Origin of the sequence: Sediminibacterium sp., from assembly GCF_019264485.1 — a bacterium.
Classification (GTDB): Bacteria; Bacteroidota; Bacteroidia; order Chitinophagales; family Chitinophagaceae; genus Sediminibacterium.
In genome coordinates this window covers 454,774-475,739 of sequence record NZ_JAHVAA010000011.1, presented here as the reverse complement: position 1 = coordinate 475,739, position 20,966 = coordinate 454,774, and the positions used below count along the sequence as shown (strand labels likewise).

At 41.3% G+C, this 20,966-nt stretch carries 14 protein-coding genes; 10 read left to right on the top strand and 4 right to left on the bottom strand.

Annotated elements, in window-relative coordinates; all coding sequences use genetic code 11:
• Position 1: 1 nt before the first annotated feature.
• From KXJ59_RS08280 to KXJ59_RS08265, 4 genes are all read right to left on the bottom strand, one after another.
• Complete coding sequence (locus KXJ59_RS08280; protein ID WP_295203092.1) at positions 2-208, bottom strand: hypothetical protein; 207 nt, start codon at positions 206-208, stop codon at positions 2-4.
• Between the two features lie 31 nt (positions 209-239).
• Positions 240-1,388, bottom strand: a complete 1,149-nt coding sequence (gene uxuA, locus KXJ59_RS08275; protein ID WP_295203090.1) for a mannonate dehydratase — start codon at positions 1,386-1,388, stop codon at positions 240-242.
• 108 nt (positions 1,389-1,496) lie between these two features.
• Positions 1,497-2,825: a xylose isomerase gene (xylA, locus tag KXJ59_RS08270; protein ID WP_295203087.1), complete on the bottom strand. Its 1,329-nt coding sequence runs from the start codon at positions 2,823-2,825 to the stop codon at positions 1,497-1,499.
• A 37-nt stretch (positions 2,826-2,862) separates the two neighbouring features.
• The gene (locus KXJ59_RS08265) at positions 2,863-4,374 is read right to left on the bottom strand and encodes an FGGY family carbohydrate kinase (RefSeq protein WP_295203084.1); all 1,512 of its coding nucleotides are present in this window, start codon (positions 4,372-4,374) and stop codon (positions 2,863-2,865) included.
• A gap of 1,054 nt (positions 4,375-5,428) precedes the next feature.
• Between KXJ59_RS08265 and KXJ59_RS08260 the strand changes: the two genes are divergently transcribed.
• The 10 genes from KXJ59_RS08260 to KXJ59_RS08215 are packed head-to-tail and all read left to right on the top strand — an operon-like array spanning position 5,429 to position 20,930.
• Positions 5,429-6,457 carry a LacI family DNA-binding transcriptional regulator gene (locus KXJ59_RS08260; protein ID WP_295203080.1) on the top strand — a complete coding sequence of 343 codons (1,029 nt, stop codon included), beginning with the start codon at positions 5,429-5,431 and terminating at the stop codon, positions 6,455-6,457.
• A gap of 25 nt (positions 6,458-6,482) precedes the next feature.
• A complete protein-coding gene (locus tag KXJ59_RS08255; protein ID WP_295203077.1) occupies positions 6,483-8,633 on the top strand; it encodes an alpha-glucuronidase family glycosyl hydrolase in 2,151 nt (716 codons plus the stop codon).
• Between the two features lie 20 nt (positions 8,634-8,653).
• Positions 8,654-9,400 (top strand): SDR family oxidoreductase, encoded by a 747-nt coding sequence (locus tag KXJ59_RS08250; RefSeq protein WP_295203074.1) that lies wholly within the window; start codon positions 8,654-8,656, stop codon positions 9,398-9,400.
• 10 nt (positions 9,401-9,410) lie between these two features.
• Positions 9,411-11,978, top strand: coding sequence for a glycosyl hydrolase 115 family protein (locus tag KXJ59_RS08245; protein ID WP_295203072.1), 2,568 nt, complete (start codon positions 9,411-9,413; stop codon positions 11,976-11,978).
• A gap of 4 nt (positions 11,979-11,982) precedes the next feature.
• The gene (locus KXJ59_RS08240; RefSeq protein WP_295203069.1) at positions 11,983-13,101 is read left to right on the top strand and encodes an endo-1,4-beta-xylanase; all 1,119 of its coding nucleotides are present in this window, start codon (positions 11,983-11,985) and stop codon (positions 13,099-13,101) included.
• 26 nt (positions 13,102-13,127) lie between these two features.
• Entirely contained in the window at positions 13,128-14,570 is a 1,443-nt protein-coding gene (locus KXJ59_RS08235) for an MFS transporter (RefSeq protein ID WP_295203066.1), read from the top strand.
• A gap of 11 nt (positions 14,571-14,581) precedes the next feature.
• Complete coding sequence (locus tag KXJ59_RS08230) at positions 14,582-15,616, top strand: glycoside hydrolase family 43 protein (RefSeq protein ID WP_295203063.1); 1,035 nt, start codon at positions 14,582-14,584, stop codon at positions 15,614-15,616.
• 20 nt (positions 15,617-15,636) lie between these two features.
• Positions 15,637-17,286: a glycoside hydrolase family 43 protein gene (locus KXJ59_RS08225; protein ID WP_295203061.1), complete on the top strand. Its 1,650-nt coding sequence runs from the start codon at positions 15,637-15,639 to the stop codon at positions 17,284-17,286.
• 15 nt (positions 17,287-17,301) lie between these two features.
• Positions 17,302-19,920, top strand: coding sequence for a glycoside hydrolase family 3 C-terminal domain-containing protein (locus KXJ59_RS08220; RefSeq protein ID WP_295203058.1), 2,619 nt, complete (start codon positions 17,302-17,304; stop codon positions 19,918-19,920).
• A 26-nt stretch (positions 19,921-19,946) separates the two neighbouring features.
• Positions 19,947-20,930: a PmoA family protein gene (locus KXJ59_RS08215; RefSeq protein ID WP_295203055.1), complete on the top strand. Its 984-nt coding sequence runs from the start codon at positions 19,947-19,949 to the stop codon at positions 20,928-20,930.
• The last annotated feature ends 36 nt before the right edge of the window (positions 20,931-20,966 follow it).

Genomic DNA, 20,966 nt, shown 5'->3' with positions numbered 1-20,966 from the left:
ACTATATATTTTTTGTGGTTTCTTTTAACTGTTTGTTCATGTACGAATAGGCTTTGCTGATGAGTTTGCTGTATGATGCATCTTCAAAAGTCATGACTTCACCGGTTTGTTTATGAAAGAGGTTTAGCACCATCAACTCCTGGTCGTTCATGGAAAGGTCAATATGATAATATTGAAGAACAGCTTTTAGCTTGGTGGTGTTACGCATCCATAAAAATACACAAAGCCGGCAGGATTTTTCAACGCATCATTTTATCAAGCGCATATTCAACACCTCTCAACTCTGCCAGTCCTTTCAAACGGCCAATGGCAGAATAACCGGGATAGGTTTTCTTCTGGAGATCATCCAGCATCTGGTGCCCGTGATCGGGGCGCATGGGTATTGAAATATTTCTTCGCTGCTGTATCTGTAATACTTCTTTAATTACTGCATACATATCGGTATCACCCGCCAGATGAGCTGCTTCATAAAAATTTCCTTCCGCGTCTCTTTTGGTATTGCGCAAATGCAGGAAATGAACACGGTCGCCAAATCGTTTAAGCATAGCAACAATATCATTGTCTGCCCTTGCCCCATACGATCCTGTGCAAAAACACAAACCATTGGCAGGAGAATCAACAGACTGGAGCAGGAAAGCAGCATCTGCTTCAGTGCTCACAATTCTGGGCAAACCTAAAACTGGATATGGCGGATCATCCGGATGAATGGCCATTTTTACACCAGCGGCTTCAGCAACTGGAACAACCTCTCTTAAAAAATAAACAAGGTGCTTACGCAATGTATCAGCATTAATACCTGCATAGTTTTCCAATGCATCCAAAACCTGTTGCGCTGTAAAAGCTTCATCGCTTCCGGGCAAACCCAGCAGGAGGTTCCTGAATAATTGCTCCTGTTCATCTTTGTTCAGGCTATTCAGATAGGCTGCCGCAGCTTCCTGATCGGTCAAACTATGTTCTTCTTTTGCACCGGGTCTTTTGAGCAGGTATAAATCAAATGCAATAAACCCGAGTCTGTTAAAATAAAGAGCTTTGCTGCCATCAGGCATCGTGTAGGCAATATCTGTTCTTAACCAGTCGAGTATGGGCATAAAATTATACGTAACAACTTCTATCCCACAGGCAGCAAGGTTTTGCAGACTTGTTTTATAATTGGCAATATGTTCAAGGTATTGGCCATTCTGCTTCTTAATATCTTCACTCACCGGTAAACTCTCCACTACCGTCCAGGTCATTCCGGCATCTTCAATCAGTTTTTTACGTTGCTTAATTTCATCGGTTGTCCATACAGCTCCTACCGGTATATGATGTAAAGCTGTAACTACTCCGGCACAACCTGCCTGTCTGATATCTGATAGTTTCACCACATCCTGTGGCCCGTACCATCTCATTGTCTGATGCATTAACATACAATAAAATTACGTTTAAAAAAAGATGCGGCTGAAGCATTATGCATCAAACCGCATCCCATGGTCAGGTTTATGATTTGTTTATATAAATCAGATATAACGGTTAATCAGGTTCTCCAGGTATTCCTGTCTGCCACTTCTCATTGCGGGTTCACCCTGCTCTACTGCATAGTTCCGGAGGTCTTCGAGGCTCAGTTTACCTGCTTCAAACTCTTTCCCTTTTCCGCTATCGAAGGAACTATATCTTTCTGTTCTGATTTTCTTGTAATCAGACAGGTTCAATACTTTATCTGCCACTACCAATGAACGTGCAAATGTATCGATACCGCCAATATGCGCATGGAAGAGGTCTGCTGAATCAGTACTGTTTCTGCGGATTTTCGCGTCGAAATTAATACCACCACCTGCAAAACCGCCGGCTTCTACAATAACCAGCATTGCTTCGGTGAGTTCGTTTATATTATTGGGGAACTGATCAGTATCCCATCCATTCTGGTAATCGCCGCGGTTGGCATCAATAGATCCCAATGTGCCTGTATCGGCCGCAATTTGCAATTCATGCTGGAATGTATGTCCGGCCAGCGTTGCGTGGTTTACTTCAATGTTCAGTTTAAAATCGTTCAACAAATCAAACTGACGTAAAAAACCAATCACGGTTTCACTGTCATAATCATACTGATGTTTACTGGGTTCACAGGGTTTGGGCTCAATAAAAAATGTGCCTTTAAAGCCCTGTTTACGCGCATAGTCTTTAGCCGTATGAAGAAAGCGTGCCAGGTGTTCTTTCTCGCGTTTCATATCGGTATTCAGCAAACTCATATATCCTTCACGTCCGCCCCAGAACACATAGTTTTGTCCACCCAATGAAATAGTGGCATCTAGTGCAGCTTTTACCTGTGCCCCGCCATGTGCCAGCACATGAAAATCGGGATTGGTAGCCGCACCATTCATATATCGTCTGTTGGAAAACAGGTTAGCCGTTCCCCATAAGAGTTGTATACCGCTTGCTTTTTGTTTTTCGGCAAAGTATTCGCTGATGGCTTGCAGTCTTCTTTCATTTTCTGCTACATCATTCCCGAAATCAACTGCATCTACATCATGAAAGCAATAAAAAGGAAGACCCAGTTTGGTCATGAATTCAAATGCCGCATCAGCTTTATCTTTTGCTCTTTCAACAGCATCTGTTTTCTTGTCCCATGGAAAAATATGTGTGGGTTCACCAAAGGGATCTGCACCACTGCCGCAGAAGCTGTGCCAGTAAGCACAGGCAAAACGCAGCCATTCTTTCATGGTTTTTCCGGATACCACTTTATTTTCGTCGTACCAGCGATATGCGAGCGGGTTATCAGATTCCACACCCTCATACCTGATCTGGCCGATGCCTTTAAAATACTCTTGTTGACCTAATACGATTGACATAATTCTTAAATAAGTGTATGATACAATAAAGATATTTTTAACTTACTGAAACGGGTTCATGGCTTTTCAGCATTTCAATTCTTGTTTGTAATGATTCTTTCCATGCTGCATAACGTTCTTCATATAAACCCACATTAGACGGAGTAATATTACCAAGGGGCTTTCTCCCTGCAGCAGCTTCAGCGGCACTGGAAAAAATGCCGGCTCCCATTCCTGCTCCTATGGCTGCACCGTAACTTCCATCTCCGTCATAAAACTCAACAGATACCTGATTCACACCAGCGAATGCTTTTGCAAATACATCACTCAGAAAGAGATTGGCCCTTGATGCACGTACTACCTGTGGGTTCATTCCATTCTCCCGCATGATATCGAGACCATAACGGAAAGAAAAAGCAATGCCTTCCTGTACTGCTCTTACCATATGTGCTATGCCATGCATATTCAGATCAATCTGTTCAAAGTGAGCGCCGACTATCTGGTTATCCAACATCCTTTCGGCACCATTGCCAAATGGTATGGCGAGTAAACCCTCTGCTCCAACAGGTACGGATGCAGCAGCTTCATTCAGTGTTGAATAAGATTGTGAACCGCCCGTGATGGTTTTGATCCACCGGTTGAAAATACCTGTTCCATTGATGCAAAGCAGTATACCAATTCGCCTGAGTGCTTCACTATGATTTACATGGGCAAAACTGTTGATACGGGAATAAGGATCATAACCCAGCTCATCACTCACACCATATATAACGCCCGATGTTCCTGCAGTTGCAGCTACTTCACCCGGCTTCATTACATTTAACGAGAGCGCATTATTGGGTTGATCACCTGCTTTATAAGCAACCGGTATGCCTGCCTTTAACGACAAACGGCTGGCCACTGATTCTTTCAGGTAACCATGCGCAGAAAACAAAGATTGTATATTGGGAATAAGCGCATTATCGAATCCGAAATAACGCATGATATCTGTCGATAGTCCTTCCTGCTTAAAGTCCCAGAAAATACCTTCCGAAAGTGCAGCGTTAGTGGTGGTAATATCACCGGTCATTTTAAAGGCAATAAAATCGCCGGGTAACATAACCTTGTGTATTTTATCGTAAACAGCCGGCTCGTACTCCTTTACCCATGCCAGTTTGCTTGCAGTAAAATTGCCGGGTGAATTGAGCAGCCTGCTTAAACAATATTCACGACCGATGAAGTCAAAAGCTTTATTACCAGTTTCAACTGCCCGGCTGTCGCACCAGATAATGGCATTACGCAACACATGCCCATCATTATCTACCAATACCAATCCATGCATCTGGTATGCGATACCAATAGCAGTAATATCCTGTGGATCATAGTTACCGCTGGTATTGCATTTTAGTATAGCCTGTTTTACATACTCCCACCACTGATCGGGACTTTGCTCAGCCCAGCCAGGATGCGGGGTGATGATTTCTGCTTCTGTTTCCGGGTAATGCCCTGATGCCACACATTGATGTGTAGCGGCATCGACAACTGAAACCTTAACAGAAGAAGTTCCAACATCTATACCTAATAATAACATTCCGTCAATAATTAATAATGATCAAGATACTTGAAACCTTGGATGGTGAAGCATGCTGTTCATCCTTATTTATCAAAACAAACAACTGTTCACATTTATTTTGATGGAAACAGCCCGTTCTTCATTCATCCATTATATTAATTTGATAATGATTTATATCAATTCATTTTCCTCCATTCTCATTATCACGAGACTCAAAAAAAGCAAGGAGAGTAAAACGCCAAACTCCCCTTGCCAATCGTCGGTCTAACCTGCAAGCAAACCACACCGGCAAGTGACCCTTATGACGCTTAATAACCAACCCGGTCCCGAAGAACCGATTACCATCCAATTCACCTTTCAGACGATGTCTGAATAGAATCGAACGGGATGGAACCCTATACTAATTCAGTTTTGTTATGCTTTTGAAAAGTTGATACCTGCTGGTAATCTGTGTATTTATTACACAAATACTATCCATGAAAAATTGCAGGTGCAGTGATAAGGGAAGGGAGCCTGTTCGGGTAAAATGAACAGGATTTACTATTTAATAGTTTCCACTTTCTCATATAACGCAGCAAGCAATTTCAGACATGATTCGACCAGTTATCAGTCATTCCAAGACGAATATAAGAGAATTTATCAAAAAATGTAACCGATTGCAATTTTTTTACAAAAAAATCCCGTTTTTGATCCTTATTGGGAGCCTTTCCACTACCTCATAATCTGCACAAACGGATCAAAGCCAGAAACAAACCGCTAAAGGCTACACGGATAAAAAACTATAAGCAGCTTTCCCGGAAAACTGACCGCTAACGGCTAAACACTATTACGAAACTGCTGAAATGGTTGTCAGCAAAGCCTTTTAAACAGCTATAACAGCGGCATCTAAACCAGACGCTCCCTATTCTTTTTAACATGAATTAGCCAATATACTCACTTAAGCAGGTAAATTTTGAAAACTTACCTGCTTCAATACCTTCTGTCAATGCTTTAGATCAGTTGGTTTCGTCTTCAGAAAAACTAAAATTTGATTTTAATTTTTTTTTGCGATTTTTATACAACCGATTGCAATATGAAAACGAAAAAGGAAGTCACCATCTATGATATTGCTCAAAAACTTGAGTTATCATCTGCAACAGTGAGCCGTGGCTTACAGGACCATCCCGCTATTAATAAAAATACCCGCAAGAGAATTCAGGAAACTGCCCGTGAACTGGGGTACAGACATAATAATTTTGCCAGTAATCTTCGCAAACAAAAGACCAATACCATTGGGGTACTTGTACACGAACTGAACAGTAATTTTATCACTTCAGTATTGGCCGGTATAGAAAAAGTTACTACAGAAGCCGGTTACGATCTCATCATTGCCCACTCCTCAGAAAGTTCAGTTAAAGAAGCTGCAAATGCCGTTAACCTTTTCCATAAAAGGGTTGACGGGCTCATTGCTTCCCTGGCTTTCGATACAGCAGACCTGGCTCATTATGCACTCTTTGAGGAAAAAGGTATCCCGGTAATTTTCTTTGACCGTGTAGAAGAAAAAGGGGAAAGCACCAAAGTAATCATCGATAACTATAAATGCGGTTACCAGGCCACGCAACACCTGATTGAACAGGGTTGCAAAAAAATTGTACTCGTTACCGCCAGCCTGAAACGAAATGTATACGCACAGCGTCACAAAGGATATGCAGATGCCTTGTACGATAACAATATTCCTTTCAATAAAAAATATGTACTTATAAAAGACCTTAGTGAGCAGTGCGGTGTAGAAGCCGCACTTGAAATCCTCAAAATGAACCCGCTACCCGATGGGGCTTTTATAACCAACGATTTCTCTGCTGCCGTTTGCATGCAAACACTTAAAGAGCACGGCGTGCGTATTCCTGAAGATATTGCTATTGTTGGCTTTAACAATGATGCGATTGGAAAGATCATTGAACCGCAGTTAACAACCATTGACTATCCGGGTATTGACATGGGCGAGATTGCAGCAAGAAACCTGATCAACCACCTGAAAGGTTTATCTAACATAAAACATACCAATACTATTGTCATACGATCGAACCTGATCATCCGTCAATCCTCTCTCCGAAAAAAATAATTATTCAACAAGCTGTCGCCATACCATGAAAAAAATATTGTTCCTCTTTTTACTTATCTGTAGTTATTCTCAGTTAAATGCTGAGACCGGGTATGATTTATGGCTTCGCTATCAACCCATACAGGACCAGACCCTACTTGGCAAGTATCGCCAACAGATCAGCAGTATGTATGTTGATGGCAATTCTGAAACCATTCGCATGGCCAGAGAGGAACTAACAAACGGTTTGTCGGACATGCTTCAGCAGAAATTTTCTTCCCCCAGTGCAATGGGATCTGCTGCATCGCTTATTGCAGCAAGAGGTACATCTTCTCTTCTCGCCACCGCAGGTATAAAAGAATTACTGGCACAAACAGGAGAAGAAGGTTTTATAATTATTTCCAAAAACCTCAGCGGAAAAAAAAGAATTATTATATCCGGCAATACAGATAAGGCCATCCTGTATGGCGTGTTTCATTTTCTTCGCTTGCTTCAGACGCAACAATCGATCAGTAACTTAGAAACAGTGTCTGTTCCGAAAGTAAAACTGAGAATGCTGAATCACTGGGATAACCTTAACAGAACAGTGGAAAGAGGTTATGCCGGTTTCTCCTTGTGGAACTGGCACAGCTTACCCGGTTATATTGATCCCCGCTATAAAGATTATGCAAGAGCAAATGCATCCATTGGCATTAATGGTACGGTACTCACCAATGTAAATGCCAATGCCACCATTCTTACTAAAAATTATCTTGAAAAAGTAAAAGCGCTGGCCGATGTATTCAGGCCTTATGGTATTAAGGTCTACCTCACAGCCAGGTTCAGTGCACCAATAGAAATTGGTGGTTTAAAAACGGCAGACCCATTAGATGAAAAAGTAAGGCAGTGGTGGAAGGATAAAGTAAAAGAGATTTATCAGCATATACCCGATTTTGGAGGCTTTGTAATAAAAGCCAACAGTGAAGGACAGCCTGGCCCTCAGGATTATAAGAGATCGCACAGCGATGGGGCCAATATGTTTGCAGAGGCAGTAGCGCCTTTTAACGGTATTATTATGTGGCGCGCTTTTGTATACAGTGCAGAAAAAAATGTAGACAGGCATAAACAGGCTTATGATGAATTTGTACCACTGGATGGCGCTTTTCACAAAAATGTAATGGTGCAGGTAAAAAATGGTGCCATTGATTTTATGCCACGTGAACCTTTTCACCCACTGTTTGGTGCCATGCCAAAAACGCCGCTCATGATGGAGTTTCAGGTTACACAGGAATACTTAGGACAGGCTACCAATCTGGTGTACCTGGGTCCATTGTTTAAAGAATGTCTCGACAGCGATACCTATACCAGTGGCAAAGGAAGCACGGTTGCCAAAGTACTGGACGGAAGTTTTAATAAAGACCAAACACTTACAGGCATTACCGGTGTGGCCAATATAGGAACCGATGTGAACTGGACCGGCCACCCATTTGCACAGGCTAACTGGTATGCACTGGGCCGTCTTGCATGGAACCATTCACTGAGTGCTGAAAAAATTGCGGATGAATGGTTGCGGATGACCTATTCCAACCATACTGCTTTTATTCAAACTGCATCAAAGCTGATGATGGAGAGCCGGGATATATTTGTTCAATATTCAAACCCCATTGGCTTACATCATATCATGGGAACCGGCCATCATTATGGGCCTGCACCCTGGGTGAATAACCTCAACAGACCCGACTGGAATCCTGTGTATTACCATAAAGCAGACAGCATGGGCATTGGTTTTAACCGCACTGCAACAGGTAGTAATGCACTAGTACAATATCATCCCGAAGCAAGAAAATTATGGGAGGATATGAATACCTGCGAAGAAAAAAACCTGCTCTGGTTTCATCATGTTCCCTGGACTTTTAAAATGCGAAGCGGAAGATCGTTGTGGGACGAACTTTGTCATCACTATTATTCTGGTGCTGCCAAAGTAAAAGAGATGCAGCAATCATGGGCCAATCTCAACCCTTATGTAGATCAGCAAAGATTCGATCAGGTTCGTTCATTGCTTAATGTTCAGTATGATGAAGCTGTATGGTGGAGAAATGCCTGTTTGTTATACTTCCAGACATTCAGCAAAAAACCTATCCCCGGTCAGTACGAAAAACCTGATAAAACACTGGATTATTATAAGAGTTTACGTTTTCCGTTTGCACCTGGAAATTAGTGAACCATAAAAACAAGTTTATGTCAACAGATAAAAAAATAGCGGTTGTTACCGGAGGTGGCTCTGGTTTGGGTTTCGCCATTGCAGATAAATTTATCCGCCAGGGTATTGAAACTATTATCGTGGGACGCGATATGGAGAAACTGTCGCAGGCCAAAGAAAAATTAGGTGAAGGAGCCCATGCAGTTAGTTGCGATCTCAGTAACCTTTCTTCCATACCGGCACTGGTAGAAGATATATTAAAACGTTTTGGTCAGATAGACATATTGGTGAACAATGCCGGTATCAATATGAAAAAAGTTTTTACAGAAGTAACTGATGAAGAGTTCCAGCGGATTCTTACCACCAATGTATCGGCCGTATTTGCCATCAGCCGTGAAGTGGTAAAACATATGCTTTCCAGAGAAACAGGCTCCATTATCAATATCAGTTCCATGGCTGCGCAATATGGTCTGCCAAAAGTTATTGCTTACAGTGCAAGTAAAACAGCCATTGATGGTATGACCAGGGCCATGGCCGTTGAACTATCACCAAAAGGAATTCGCGTGAATGCCATTGCACCTGGATTTATTTATTCTGATATGACTGCAAAAGCACTCGACAGTGATCCGGAAAGAAAAGCAAAAGTATTTGGCAGAACACCAATGGGTGTAATGGGTCAGCCTACTGATATTGGTGAAGCTGCTTATTTTTTAGCCAGCGACGCATCGAAGTATATAACAGGTGTTGTATTGCCGGTAGACGGTGGTAATAGTATCGGTTTTTAAAATTGTGTATATGAAAAGAACTGTTTTTTTGATCATCGCTTGCATAGTTTCTGTTACATTAACAGGGCAGGCCATATTTTCACCTACATCAACAGGCAATAGCTTTGCACTGGGAAATACGGTTATTTATGTTGATAAATCTGAAGAAGCGCTTGTGCATTTAACAGCTACTCTTTTACAAAAAGATATTAAATCTGTAACCGGTATTACTGCTGAAATTACTGCTACTGTTCCAGAAAATACCGGAACCTTAATCTTACTTGGTACTATCGGCAAGTCGGCGTTACTACAAACACTTGAAGCAAAAAAACTGGTAACCACTAAAGAGATCCTAAACAAATGGGAGGCCTACCATCTTCAAACAATCAGTAACCCATTAAAAGGAATTACCAATGCCATTGTTATTGCCGGGGCAGATAAGAGAGGGCTTGCATATGGTGTATTTGAATTTTCAAAACAGTTAGGGGTATCTCCCTGGTATTGGTGGGCTGATGTTCCTGTAGAAAAAAAGAATGCAGTTTTCATTAAAAAAAATCTGTCGATAACCGATGCGCCTAAAGTAAAATACCGGGGTATTTTTATCAATGATGAAGCCCCTGCCCTGTCTGGCTGGACCAGAGAGAAATTCGGTGGTTTCAATCACCGGCTTTATGAAAAAGTTTTTGAACTGATTCTTCGCCTCAAAGGAAATTATATCTGGCCCGCTATGTGGGGTAATGCATTTTATGATGACGATTCGCTCAATATACAGGCTGCCAATAAATACGGTATTGTAATCGGTACTTCTCACCACGAACCATTGATGCGTGCCCATGATGAATGGAGAAGACATGGTACCGGTAAATGGAACTACGATAGTAACGAGGCTAAGCTCAAAGAATTCTGGCGCGCCGGAATGAAAAGAGCTTCCAATGAAAAAATTGTAACGGTAGGTATGAGAGGGGATGGAGATGAACCTATGTCGAGACAAACTGCTACAGCTTTACTGGAGAGAATTGTAAAAGACCAGAGAGATATTATTACTGAAGTAACCGGTAAACCTGCCAGTGAAACACCTCAATTATGGGCTTTATATAAAGAGGTTCAGGATTATTACGATAAAGGTATGCGTGTACCGGATGACGTTACGCTGTTATTATGCGATGACAACTGGGGCAATATACGTCGCTTACCCAACCCAAAAGAAGCACCAAGAAAAGGCGGATATGGCATTTATTACCATTTCGATTATGTGGGTGGGCCCAGAAATTACAAATGGGTAAACACCAACCCATTGCCAAGAATATGGGAACAGATGAACCTCGCCTGGGAATACAATGCACGTGAAATCTGGATCGTGAATGTGGGTGATATTAAACCCATGGAATATCCTATTTCATTTTTTCTTGACTATGCATGGAATCCTGAGCGCATTAAAGCCAATGACCTGGAAACATACAGTATTCAATGGGCGAAAGCACAGTTTGGAAACCAGTATGCAAAAGAGATTGCAGGCATTATGACTAAATATGGCAAATACAATGGCAGGAGAAAACCCGAATTGCTGGATGCGAATACTTACAGTTTCAATTACAATGAATGGCCGACTGTAGTGAATGAATACAAAACACTATTGCAGGAGGCAGAAATTATTAACAACAAATTACCTGCAGAAAAAAGAGATGCTTTTTTTCAATTGGTTTTACATCCTGTAAAAGCATGCAGTAATCTTTACGATATGTATTATAATGTGGCATTGAACCAGCAGGCTTATGCAAAAAAATATGCAGCGGCCAATATATACGCCGATAAAGTAAAATCATTATACCTACAGGACTCGTTGATTACACTCGAATATCACCGGCTCAATAATGGCAAATGGAATCACATGATGAGCCAGACACATATTGGTTATACCTACTGGCAGCAGCCAAACCGTCAGCGTATGCCAATGGTTCGGTATGTACCGGCGGATTCAGTAAAAGAGCAACAAACAGAATCACCGGTAATTGCTATACGGGCAGCGGTTCCGCAGCGTGAAAAGGGAGCTGCTTTTTATGAAGACACCCAAAGAGGCATATCAATTGCTGCAGATCATTACACCAACATCTACAACAGCAATACGATAAAATGGACAGTTATTCCTGATCTGGGAAGAACAGGATCGGCAATAACCGTAATGCCGGTAACCGCACCGAGTCAGCAACCTGGTGCAGGTACACCTTACGTATCGTATGATATCTATACAAGCAGTAAAGGCAATTTCGCGATCAATGCCTACTTCTCCCCAACCCTGAATGTGCAGAATACAGAGAATGGTTTATCCTATGCTATTTCTGTGGATGATGAGCAACCACAGATCATCAGTATCAATAAAGAAGATAAAAATACCGGTACAGGCATCTGGAATAAATGGGTATCGGAAAGTATCATTATCAAATCGACCAAACATACTATCAATAGCCCCGGTAAACATACCATCAAATACTGGATGGTTGATCCAACAGTAGTCCTTCAAAAAATCGTAGTCGATTTTGGCAATAACAAACCAAGTTATCTGGGGCCTTCAGAAACAATTTATCAACCAAATAAAAAATAATCCTATGCCATATAACAATAACAAAACCCTCGTTCGTTGCATTGTACTTGCGATCGCTACATGCTCAATGGGAACTCAATGGGTGAGTGCCCAGAAAAAAACATCACTGAAAAAAGTATTTGCCAAAGATTTTGGAATTGGCACGGCCATGAATACTGCACAAATTGAAGAGCGGGATGCTAAAGCCAATGCAGTTATCCTCCAGCACTTCAATATGGCCACCCCAGAGAATATTATGAAAGCAGAAATTATTCATCCGCAATGGGATGTTTACAATTTTGATCTGGCTGATAAAATGGTGGCTTATGGAAAGAAGAATAAAATTAAGATCAATGGACATACCCTGATCTGGCATAGCCAGTTACCGGCTTTTGCAAGAAATATCAGGAGTGTGGATTCATTCCGGACTTTTTTTACCAATCACATCAATACTGTAGCTGGTCGTTATAAGGATCAGATTTTTTCATGGGATGTAGTGAATGAAGCCCTGAACGAAGATGGCACTATGCGCCGGTCAGTTTTCCTGAGCAGGCTCGGAGATAATTTTGTAACAGAAGCATTTCGACTTGCAGCAGCGGCTGCACCTAAAACAGAACTCTATTATAATGATTATAACAATGAGCAACCTGCCAAAAGAGCCGGCTGTATTGCATTGATCAAAAAAATTCAGGATGCCGGTGTTCGTATTGATGGTGTAGGCATACAGGGACATTGGCATGTAGGTAAAGTTCCTTTCAAAGACATTGAAGAAAGTATTATTCAATATGCCGCGATGGGTCTTAAAGTAATGTTCACAGAACTTGATATTGAAGTATTACCCAGAAGTTTTCAGGGCGCAGATGTAAATCAGCGGGTGGCCAGTAATCCTGCACTTAACCCCTACCCCAATGGTTTACCAGACAGTGTACAACAGCAATTGGCGAATGATTACGAAGCCCTGTTTAAATTATTCTTAAAACACAAAGACAAGATAACAAGGGTTACTTTCTGGGGGGTGAACGATGGCCAAAGCTGGCTGAATGATTGGCCTGTAAGAGGAAGAACCAATTATCCATTACTGTTCGATCGCGAATTCAATCCAAAACCTGCTTATTATAAAGTGATAGGAACAAAAAATAAATAAGGATTTTATCCTTTTAAACAAGCCATATGAATCAATCAGCCACAACCAAATTATCAGTACTTGAAAAAGTAGGTTATAGTTTAGGCGATCTTGCCGCGAATCTGGTGTTTCAGACACTGATGACCTATCTCGCCTATTTCTATACAGATATATATGGACTTGAAACGAGTCATGCATCTGCCCTTATGCTTACTGTTGGACTCGTAGCGGCATTTGCTTTTAACCCTATCATTGGAGCCATTGCAGACAGAACGGTGTCGAGATGGGGCAAGTTCAGACCATGGATACTATGGACAGCAGTACCGCTTGGAGCCATCGCTTTACTGGCTTTCAGCACCCCCGATTTCTCTTATAAGGGAAAAGTTATTTATGCTGTTATTACATATACACTTTTGTTGCTGTTCTATGCGGCCAATAACCTCCCTTATTCAGCTTTAAGTGGTGTGATCATTGGCGATATGAAAGAACGCAACAGCATGTCGGCCTATCGTTTTGTGGCTGTCATGTTTGCACAATTCTTTGTTCAGGTATTCATGCTTCCCATTATTGAAACAGTGGGTAATGGAAATAAAGCAGCCGGTATTGAAACCGTGATGACCTGGTTATCGATTATTGGTACCATAATGCTCATTATTACCTTCTTAAGCACGAAGGAACGCATTGTACCCAAGCCCGAACAAAAGTCGAGCCTGAAAGAAGACCTGGGCGATCTGTTCCGGAACAGGCCTTGGGTGATCATGCTTACACTTACCACACTGGTATTTATTACGCTGGCAATGAAAGGTGGCTCCTATGTTTATTATTTCAAAAATTATGTAGACAAAGAAAGCTTGACAGCTTTTGTAGCACCAATAACCGGTTTCTTATCTGGTCTTGGCATGAATTTTTTTGGTGAAGATCCTGTGTCAGCAGGATTTGGCTTGTTCAATGCGGGTGGTATTATTTTTATGATTGTGGGTATTACCTTATCGAAACGCTATGCCGATAAATATGGTAAAAGAGATGTATTTGGCATAACGCTGTTCATATCTACAATTTTTATCCTCGCATTTATTTTCTTCCCTCCCACTTCAGTAGCACTCATGTTTATATCACAAATACTACATGGCTTTTTTTATGGTATTACCATTCCATTATTGTGGGCCATGATTGCAGATGTGGCAGATTACAGTGAATGGAAAAACAACAGGCGTGCCACTGCTATTATTTTTTCTGCAATGATGGTGGGTTTAAAAGCAGGCTTAAGTATTGGCAGTGCCTTATTAACTGCCATACTCAATTTATTCGATTATGTACCCAACAGCGATGCCGTACAAACAGCATCAGCCATTAATGGCACCAAATTACTCGTAAGTGTATTTCCCGCCATCCCTTTTCTGGTTGGTGCAGGGCTGTTGTTTTTTTATGAAATCAACAAAACAATGGAAACACGAATTGAAACAGATTTAAAAGAACGACGTAACGCATAAACATATTTAGTATGCCTGAAGATGCTATTGACCATATTAACTTTGAGGAACTGAACCAACGGGCTATTTCACAGCCCCTGGTGAAACATATTTATACTGCCGATCCATCTGCACATGTTTTCAATGGACGAATCTATATTTACCCTTCACATGATATAGAAAACGACACCCCATTTGATGACCTGGGTAGTCATTTTGCCATGGAAGATTACCATGTACTCTCTATGGATACGCCCAGTTCGGCAGCTATTGATCATGGCCCGGCACTTCATGTTAAAGATGTTCCCTGGGCATCAAAACAAATGTGGGCACCTGATGCCACTGAAAAGAACGGTGTTTATTATTTATTCTTTCCTGCAAAAGATCTTGAGGGAATATTCAGAATTGGTGTAGCAACAAGTGATTCTCCTACCGGGCCTTTTATTCCTCAGCCTTTGCCTATTCCGGAAAGCTTTTCTATTGACCCCGCCGTTTTCAAAGATGATGATGGCTCTTACTATATGTATTTCGGTGGTATTTGGGGAGGTCAGTTACAAAGATGGAGAACAGGCTCATTTAAAGCTGAAGGCGAGGGACCACTCGCACATCTGCCGGAAACAGGAGAACCAGCTCTTTCTGCAAAAATTGCACGTTTGACAGATGACTTGCTTTCATTTGACGAAACACCTAAAGATATTATCATCAATGATGAACATGGCCATCCGCTTTTGGCTGGTGATACCGACAGACGTTTTTTTGAAGCAAGCTGGATGCACAAGTATAAAGGCAAATATTATTTTTCTTACTCTACCGGTGATACCCATTTTCTCTGTTATGCTATCGGCGATAACCCATATGGTCCTTTTACATACGGTGGACGAATTTTAGAACCGGTAGTCGGCTGGACATCACACCATTCCATTTGTGAATTTGAAGGCAGGTGGTACCTGTTTTATCACGACAGTAGTTTAAGTAAAGGTATTACACACCTGAGAAGTGTAAAAGTAACCGAGCTGATACATGACGAGAATGGTCTTATACAAACCATTCAACCATACAAACCATAACAGTAAAACATTCGTTGATCATGAGGAAATTATTGTCTGCTATACTACTCTATACTGTAATGGCTACAGGTAGTGCACAATCTTTTCAGAATCCCATACTCGCAGGTTATTATCCTGACCCAAGCATCTGCAGAGCAGGCGATGATTATTATATTGTCAACTCTTCATTTGCCTATTACCCGGGTTTACCACTCTTTCATAGCAAAGATTTGTTGAACTGGAAACAGATTGGTTATGCGATGAATCGTCCTGAACAGTTGAACCTGGATGGTGCTGGTGTATCAAGAGGTTTATTCGCACCAGCTATTTCTTATCACAATGGCACATTTTATATTGTATGTACCGAAGTAAGCAAGCTGGGTAATTTCGTTATTACCGCCAAAGATCCAAAAGGCCCCTGGAGTAACCCGGTAAAACTACCGCAGGTGAATGGCATTGATCCTTCTTTGTTCTTTGATGACAATGGTAAAGCCTATATTCTTTTTAACAGTATTCCACCCAATAATATTTCCCTGCACAATGGCCATCGTACCATACGCATGTTTGAATTTGATCCTGTAAACTTAAAAGTGATTGGTGAAGAAAAACTACTCATCAATGGCGGTACAGATATGGCCAAAAAACCGGTATGGATTGAAGCCCCGCATTTTATCAAAAAAGATGGCTGGTACTACCTCATTTGCGCTGAAGGAGGAACCGGTTATGATCATTCTGAAGTGGTTTTCAGAAGTAAATCGCCTGAAGGGCCGTTTGTTTCTTATGAAAAGAACCCGATTCTTACACAAAGACAGCTTGATCCTAAAAGAAAATACCCTGTTACCACAGCAGGTCATGCAGATTTTGTAGAAGGGAAAGACGGTAAATGGTGGGGCGTATTTCTGGCCTGTCGCGCTTATGAAGATGATTATTACAATACTGGTCGCGAAACTTTTATGGCACCTGTTGTATGGAAAGATGGCTGGCCTGAATTTGATTTGGGTGGTGATGAAGTAAAATACAGTTATCCTATCAATGCCAAAGCCGATATAAAACGGGAGCCCTTTAATGGAAACTATCATTTCAAAGATGAATTCAGTCAATCCTCCTTAAATATCCGTTACCAGTTTTTGAGAACTGTTCGAAATCAATGGTACAGTCTTACAGAAAAACCGGGTTCACTATCAATGCAGTTGCAGCCTGAAACCTGTTCGGGAAAAGGCAATCCATCATTCTTAGCCTTCCATCAACCACATTTAAAAGGATATGCTTCTACAGCACTAAACTTCACTGCAAAAGCAGCAAATGAAAAGGCTGGATTACTATTATTTCAAAATGAGAAAATCAGTTATTATCTGTGTAAATCTGTAAAAGACGGTAAGGAAGTAGTAGAACTATTCAAAGCTGATACCCTTGTGAAATCTGAAATTCTCAACAGCAATACAGGTAACGAGGTTTATTTTAAAATAGAAGCCAGAACAGATGCGTATGCTTTCTATTTCGCTACACAAAAAGACAAATGGATTTTACTGGCAGATGGTATAGATGCGCGTTACCTGAGCACTAAATCTGCCGGAGGTTTTGTAGGATGTGTGTATGCCATGTATGCTACATCAAATGGAAAACCAACTGATAATAAAGCATTATACAACTGGTTTGAAATAAAAAACAACGACGACGTGTATAAACAATAATTCAATAAACTGTTTATGAAAAAGATTGTTGCCATTGCCTTTATCCTGACCAGCATTAACGGTTTTACACAGGACTATCAATCGCTGCCCATGTGGAACCACCGGTTACCCATGGAGCAAAGGGTGAATGATGTGGTGAAACGTTTAACTCTTGAAGAAAAAGTGGCACAGATGCTGAATGCAACTCCTGCCATACCTCGTTTAGGCATTCCGGCTTATGACTGGTGGAACGAAGTGCTACATGGTGTAGCAAGAACACCTTATCGTGTTACTTCCTATCCACAGGCCATTGCTATGGCTGCAACATGGGATACCAATTCGCTCAAACAAATGGCAGACTTTTCTGCGATTGAAGGAAGAGCGGTACACAATAAAGCTATCCAGGAAAATAAAACCAATGAACGCTACCTGGGCCTTACTTACTGGACACCTAATATCAATATTTTCCGTGACCCCCGTTGGGGTCGTGGACAGGAGACCTATGGAGAAGACCCATTTCTTACTACTTATCTCGGCGCTGCATTTGTAAGAGGTTTACAGGGTGATGATCCTAAATATTTAAAAGCTGCCGCCTGTGCCAAACATTTTGCGGTACATAGTGGCCCCGAGCCATCCCGTCATTCGGATAATTTCAATCCCACTGTTTACGATTTATGGGATACTTACCTGCCTGCTTTTAAAGAACTGATTACAAAAGCAAATGTTGAAGGTGTTATGTGTGCTTATAATGCGGTAAACACACAACCCTGCTGCGGTAATGATCTTTTAATGAATGATATACTTCGCAAACAATGGAAGTTTACAGGCTATGTTACCAGCGACTGTTGGGCTATTGACGATTTTTTCAAATACCACAAAACACATAAAAATGCTACTGAGTCTGCAGTAGACGCTGTATTACATGGTACAGATCTTGAATGCGGACAAACAGTGTATAAAACATTGATAGATGCGGTTAAACAAGGACTCATCAAAGAATCGCAACTGGATATTTCTTTAAAGCGATTGTTTACCACAAGGTTCAAGTTGGGCATGTTCGATCCTCCTTCCATTGTTCCTTATGCACAAACACCTGCATCGGCACTGGAAGCACCGGCCCATAAAGCACATGCTTTGAAAATGGCGCAACAGTCGATTGTATTGTTGAGAAATGAACAAAATACTTTACCACTATCTAAAAAAATCAAAAGAATTGCAGTAGTTGGCCCGAATGCAGACAATGGCATTGCTGTTCTTGGCAACTACAATGGTGTACCATCCAAAGTGGTAACCTTATTACAGGGCATTAAAGACAAATTGGGTACTGATGTTGAAGTGATCTATGAAAAAGCCATCAACTTCACGACTGATACACTTCTTGTGTACAATGATCAGTCAACTCAATTTACCTGGGAGGGTCAGCAGGGTTTTAAAGCGGAATATTTCAATAACCGTGAACTCAGCGGTTCTCCTATTGTGACAAAAAATGAAAAAACGATTGACCATTTCTGGCAGGAAGGAGAAGCCGTTACTGATGGTATCAGAGCCAATAATTTCTCGGCAAGGTACAGTACTGCGTTTACGGCTTCAAAAGACGGTGAAATAAGTTTAGAGGTAGAAGCAGATGATGGTTATCGTTTTACCATTAATAACAGGGAAGTCATCAATGCATGGCAGCGTAATCGCTGGGGTGCGCGCACCTATCGCCTTAAAACAAAAAAAGATTCTGTATACAATATTGTTCTTGAATACTGGCAGGGCGATGGTAAAGCAAACGTGAGGTTACGTACCGGTAATTTTGAGAAAACCGATTTCAACCTACTGGCTAAACGATTGTCTAACGTAGATGCCATCGTATTTGCAGGCGGTATTTCACCTCAACTCGAGGGAGAAGAAATGCGTGTTGATTATCCTGGCTTTAATGGGGGCGATCGTACCACGATACAGTTACCTGCTGTACAAACAGCTTTACTAAAAGCATTACAGTCAACGGGCAAGCCCATAGTTTTTGTAATGATGACAGGCAGCGCCATTGCTACTCCATGGGAGAGCAACAATATACCTGCAATTGTAAATGCATGGTATGGCGGACAAAGTGCCGGTACTGCCATTGCTGATGTGCTGTTCGGTGATTATAATCCTGCCGGTCGTTTACCTGTTACTTTTTATGAGAAAGACAGCGATCTTCCTGGTTTTACAGATTATTCTATGGAAGGAAGAACGTATCGCTATTTCCGTGGAGAAGCGCTCTATCCTTTTGGTTATGGATTAAGTTATACCACTTTTAATTATGATGGTTTAAAATTACCTAACACTGTTATGGCAAATAAAACCATTAAACTAAGTGTGCAGGTTAAGAATACAGGCACAAGAGATGGAGAGGAAGTTGTTCAGCTTTATGTGGCTCACCAGCAAACCAAAGGAAAATTACCTGTACGTGCGTTGAAAGGTTTCCAGCGCGTTATGCTGAAAGCAGGTGAAAGCAAGACAATCAGTTTTACCGTAAGACCTGAAGACCTTGCACTGGTAAACGAAACAACCGGTAAAAGTTATCAGCCAAAAGGAAAAGTGAAGATCAGTATCGGTGGTGGTCAGCCAGATGTAAAGACAAAGTCAACCAGTAATGTGGTAAATAGTACCATACAAATTTTATAACTGTAGTTCATACCAAAAACAATCTTATGAAACGTATCCTCACCATCATTATTACGGGTACTGTTCTTTCTTTTTTTGTACCCGCTACCTGTTCGGGTCAGCAAAAGTTCAACATAGAACTTACCGATGCATTACATATCCGTTACAATCAGCAGACATTACTCTCCTACCAGTTTAAAACAATGTATCCGCCTGCAGGGCAGGATACAAATTATAAACGAAGTGGTTTTATTCATCCACTGAATACACCAAAAGGACAAACGCTGACAAGGATTCAGCCTCCTGATCATTATCATCATTATGGCATATGGAATCCATGGACGCATACGGTATTTGAAAAAGACACCATTGATTTCTGGAACATCAAAGGAAGACAGGGAACTGTTCGTTTTGCAAAATTCACTTCACAAAAAAGTACCGCAGGTTTAGCTGAATACACGGCACTGCATGAACATGTGGTTTTCAAAAAGAATGGGACTGAAAAAGTGGCACTAAACGAATGGCAGACGGTTAAAGTGCATTCATTCAATGAAAAAGAAAATTCTTATATCGTCGATATCAGTTCTGAAATGCGTTGTGCTTCTGAAAGCCCCTTACTGATTGTTGCTTACAGGTATGCGGGTCTTGGTTGGCGCGCCACTGAGTATTGGAATAAAGACAATTCAGAAATGCTTACTTCCGAAGGAAAAACAAGAGATGCTACAGACAATTCAAAAGCTAAATGGATTATTACTTATGGATCGCTACCTGGTAATGAGGAAGGCGGGATAGTAATGCTATCGCATCCTTCCAACTACAACCACCCAGAACCATTACGCATATGGGACAAAAAAGCAAATGGCGGTCGCGGTGATGTATTTGTAAATTTTGCACCTACAAAAGATAAAGACTGGTTATTAGAGTCAGGCAAAACTTATACACTGAAATACAGGCTGGTGGTTTTTAATGGCAAAACAGATGCGGCGAAAGCAGAGAAAGCCTGGCAGGCTTTTGTGGCTGAAGTAAAATAAGGATGCTGCATCGGAAATGAAGTTGACGCTGAGTGT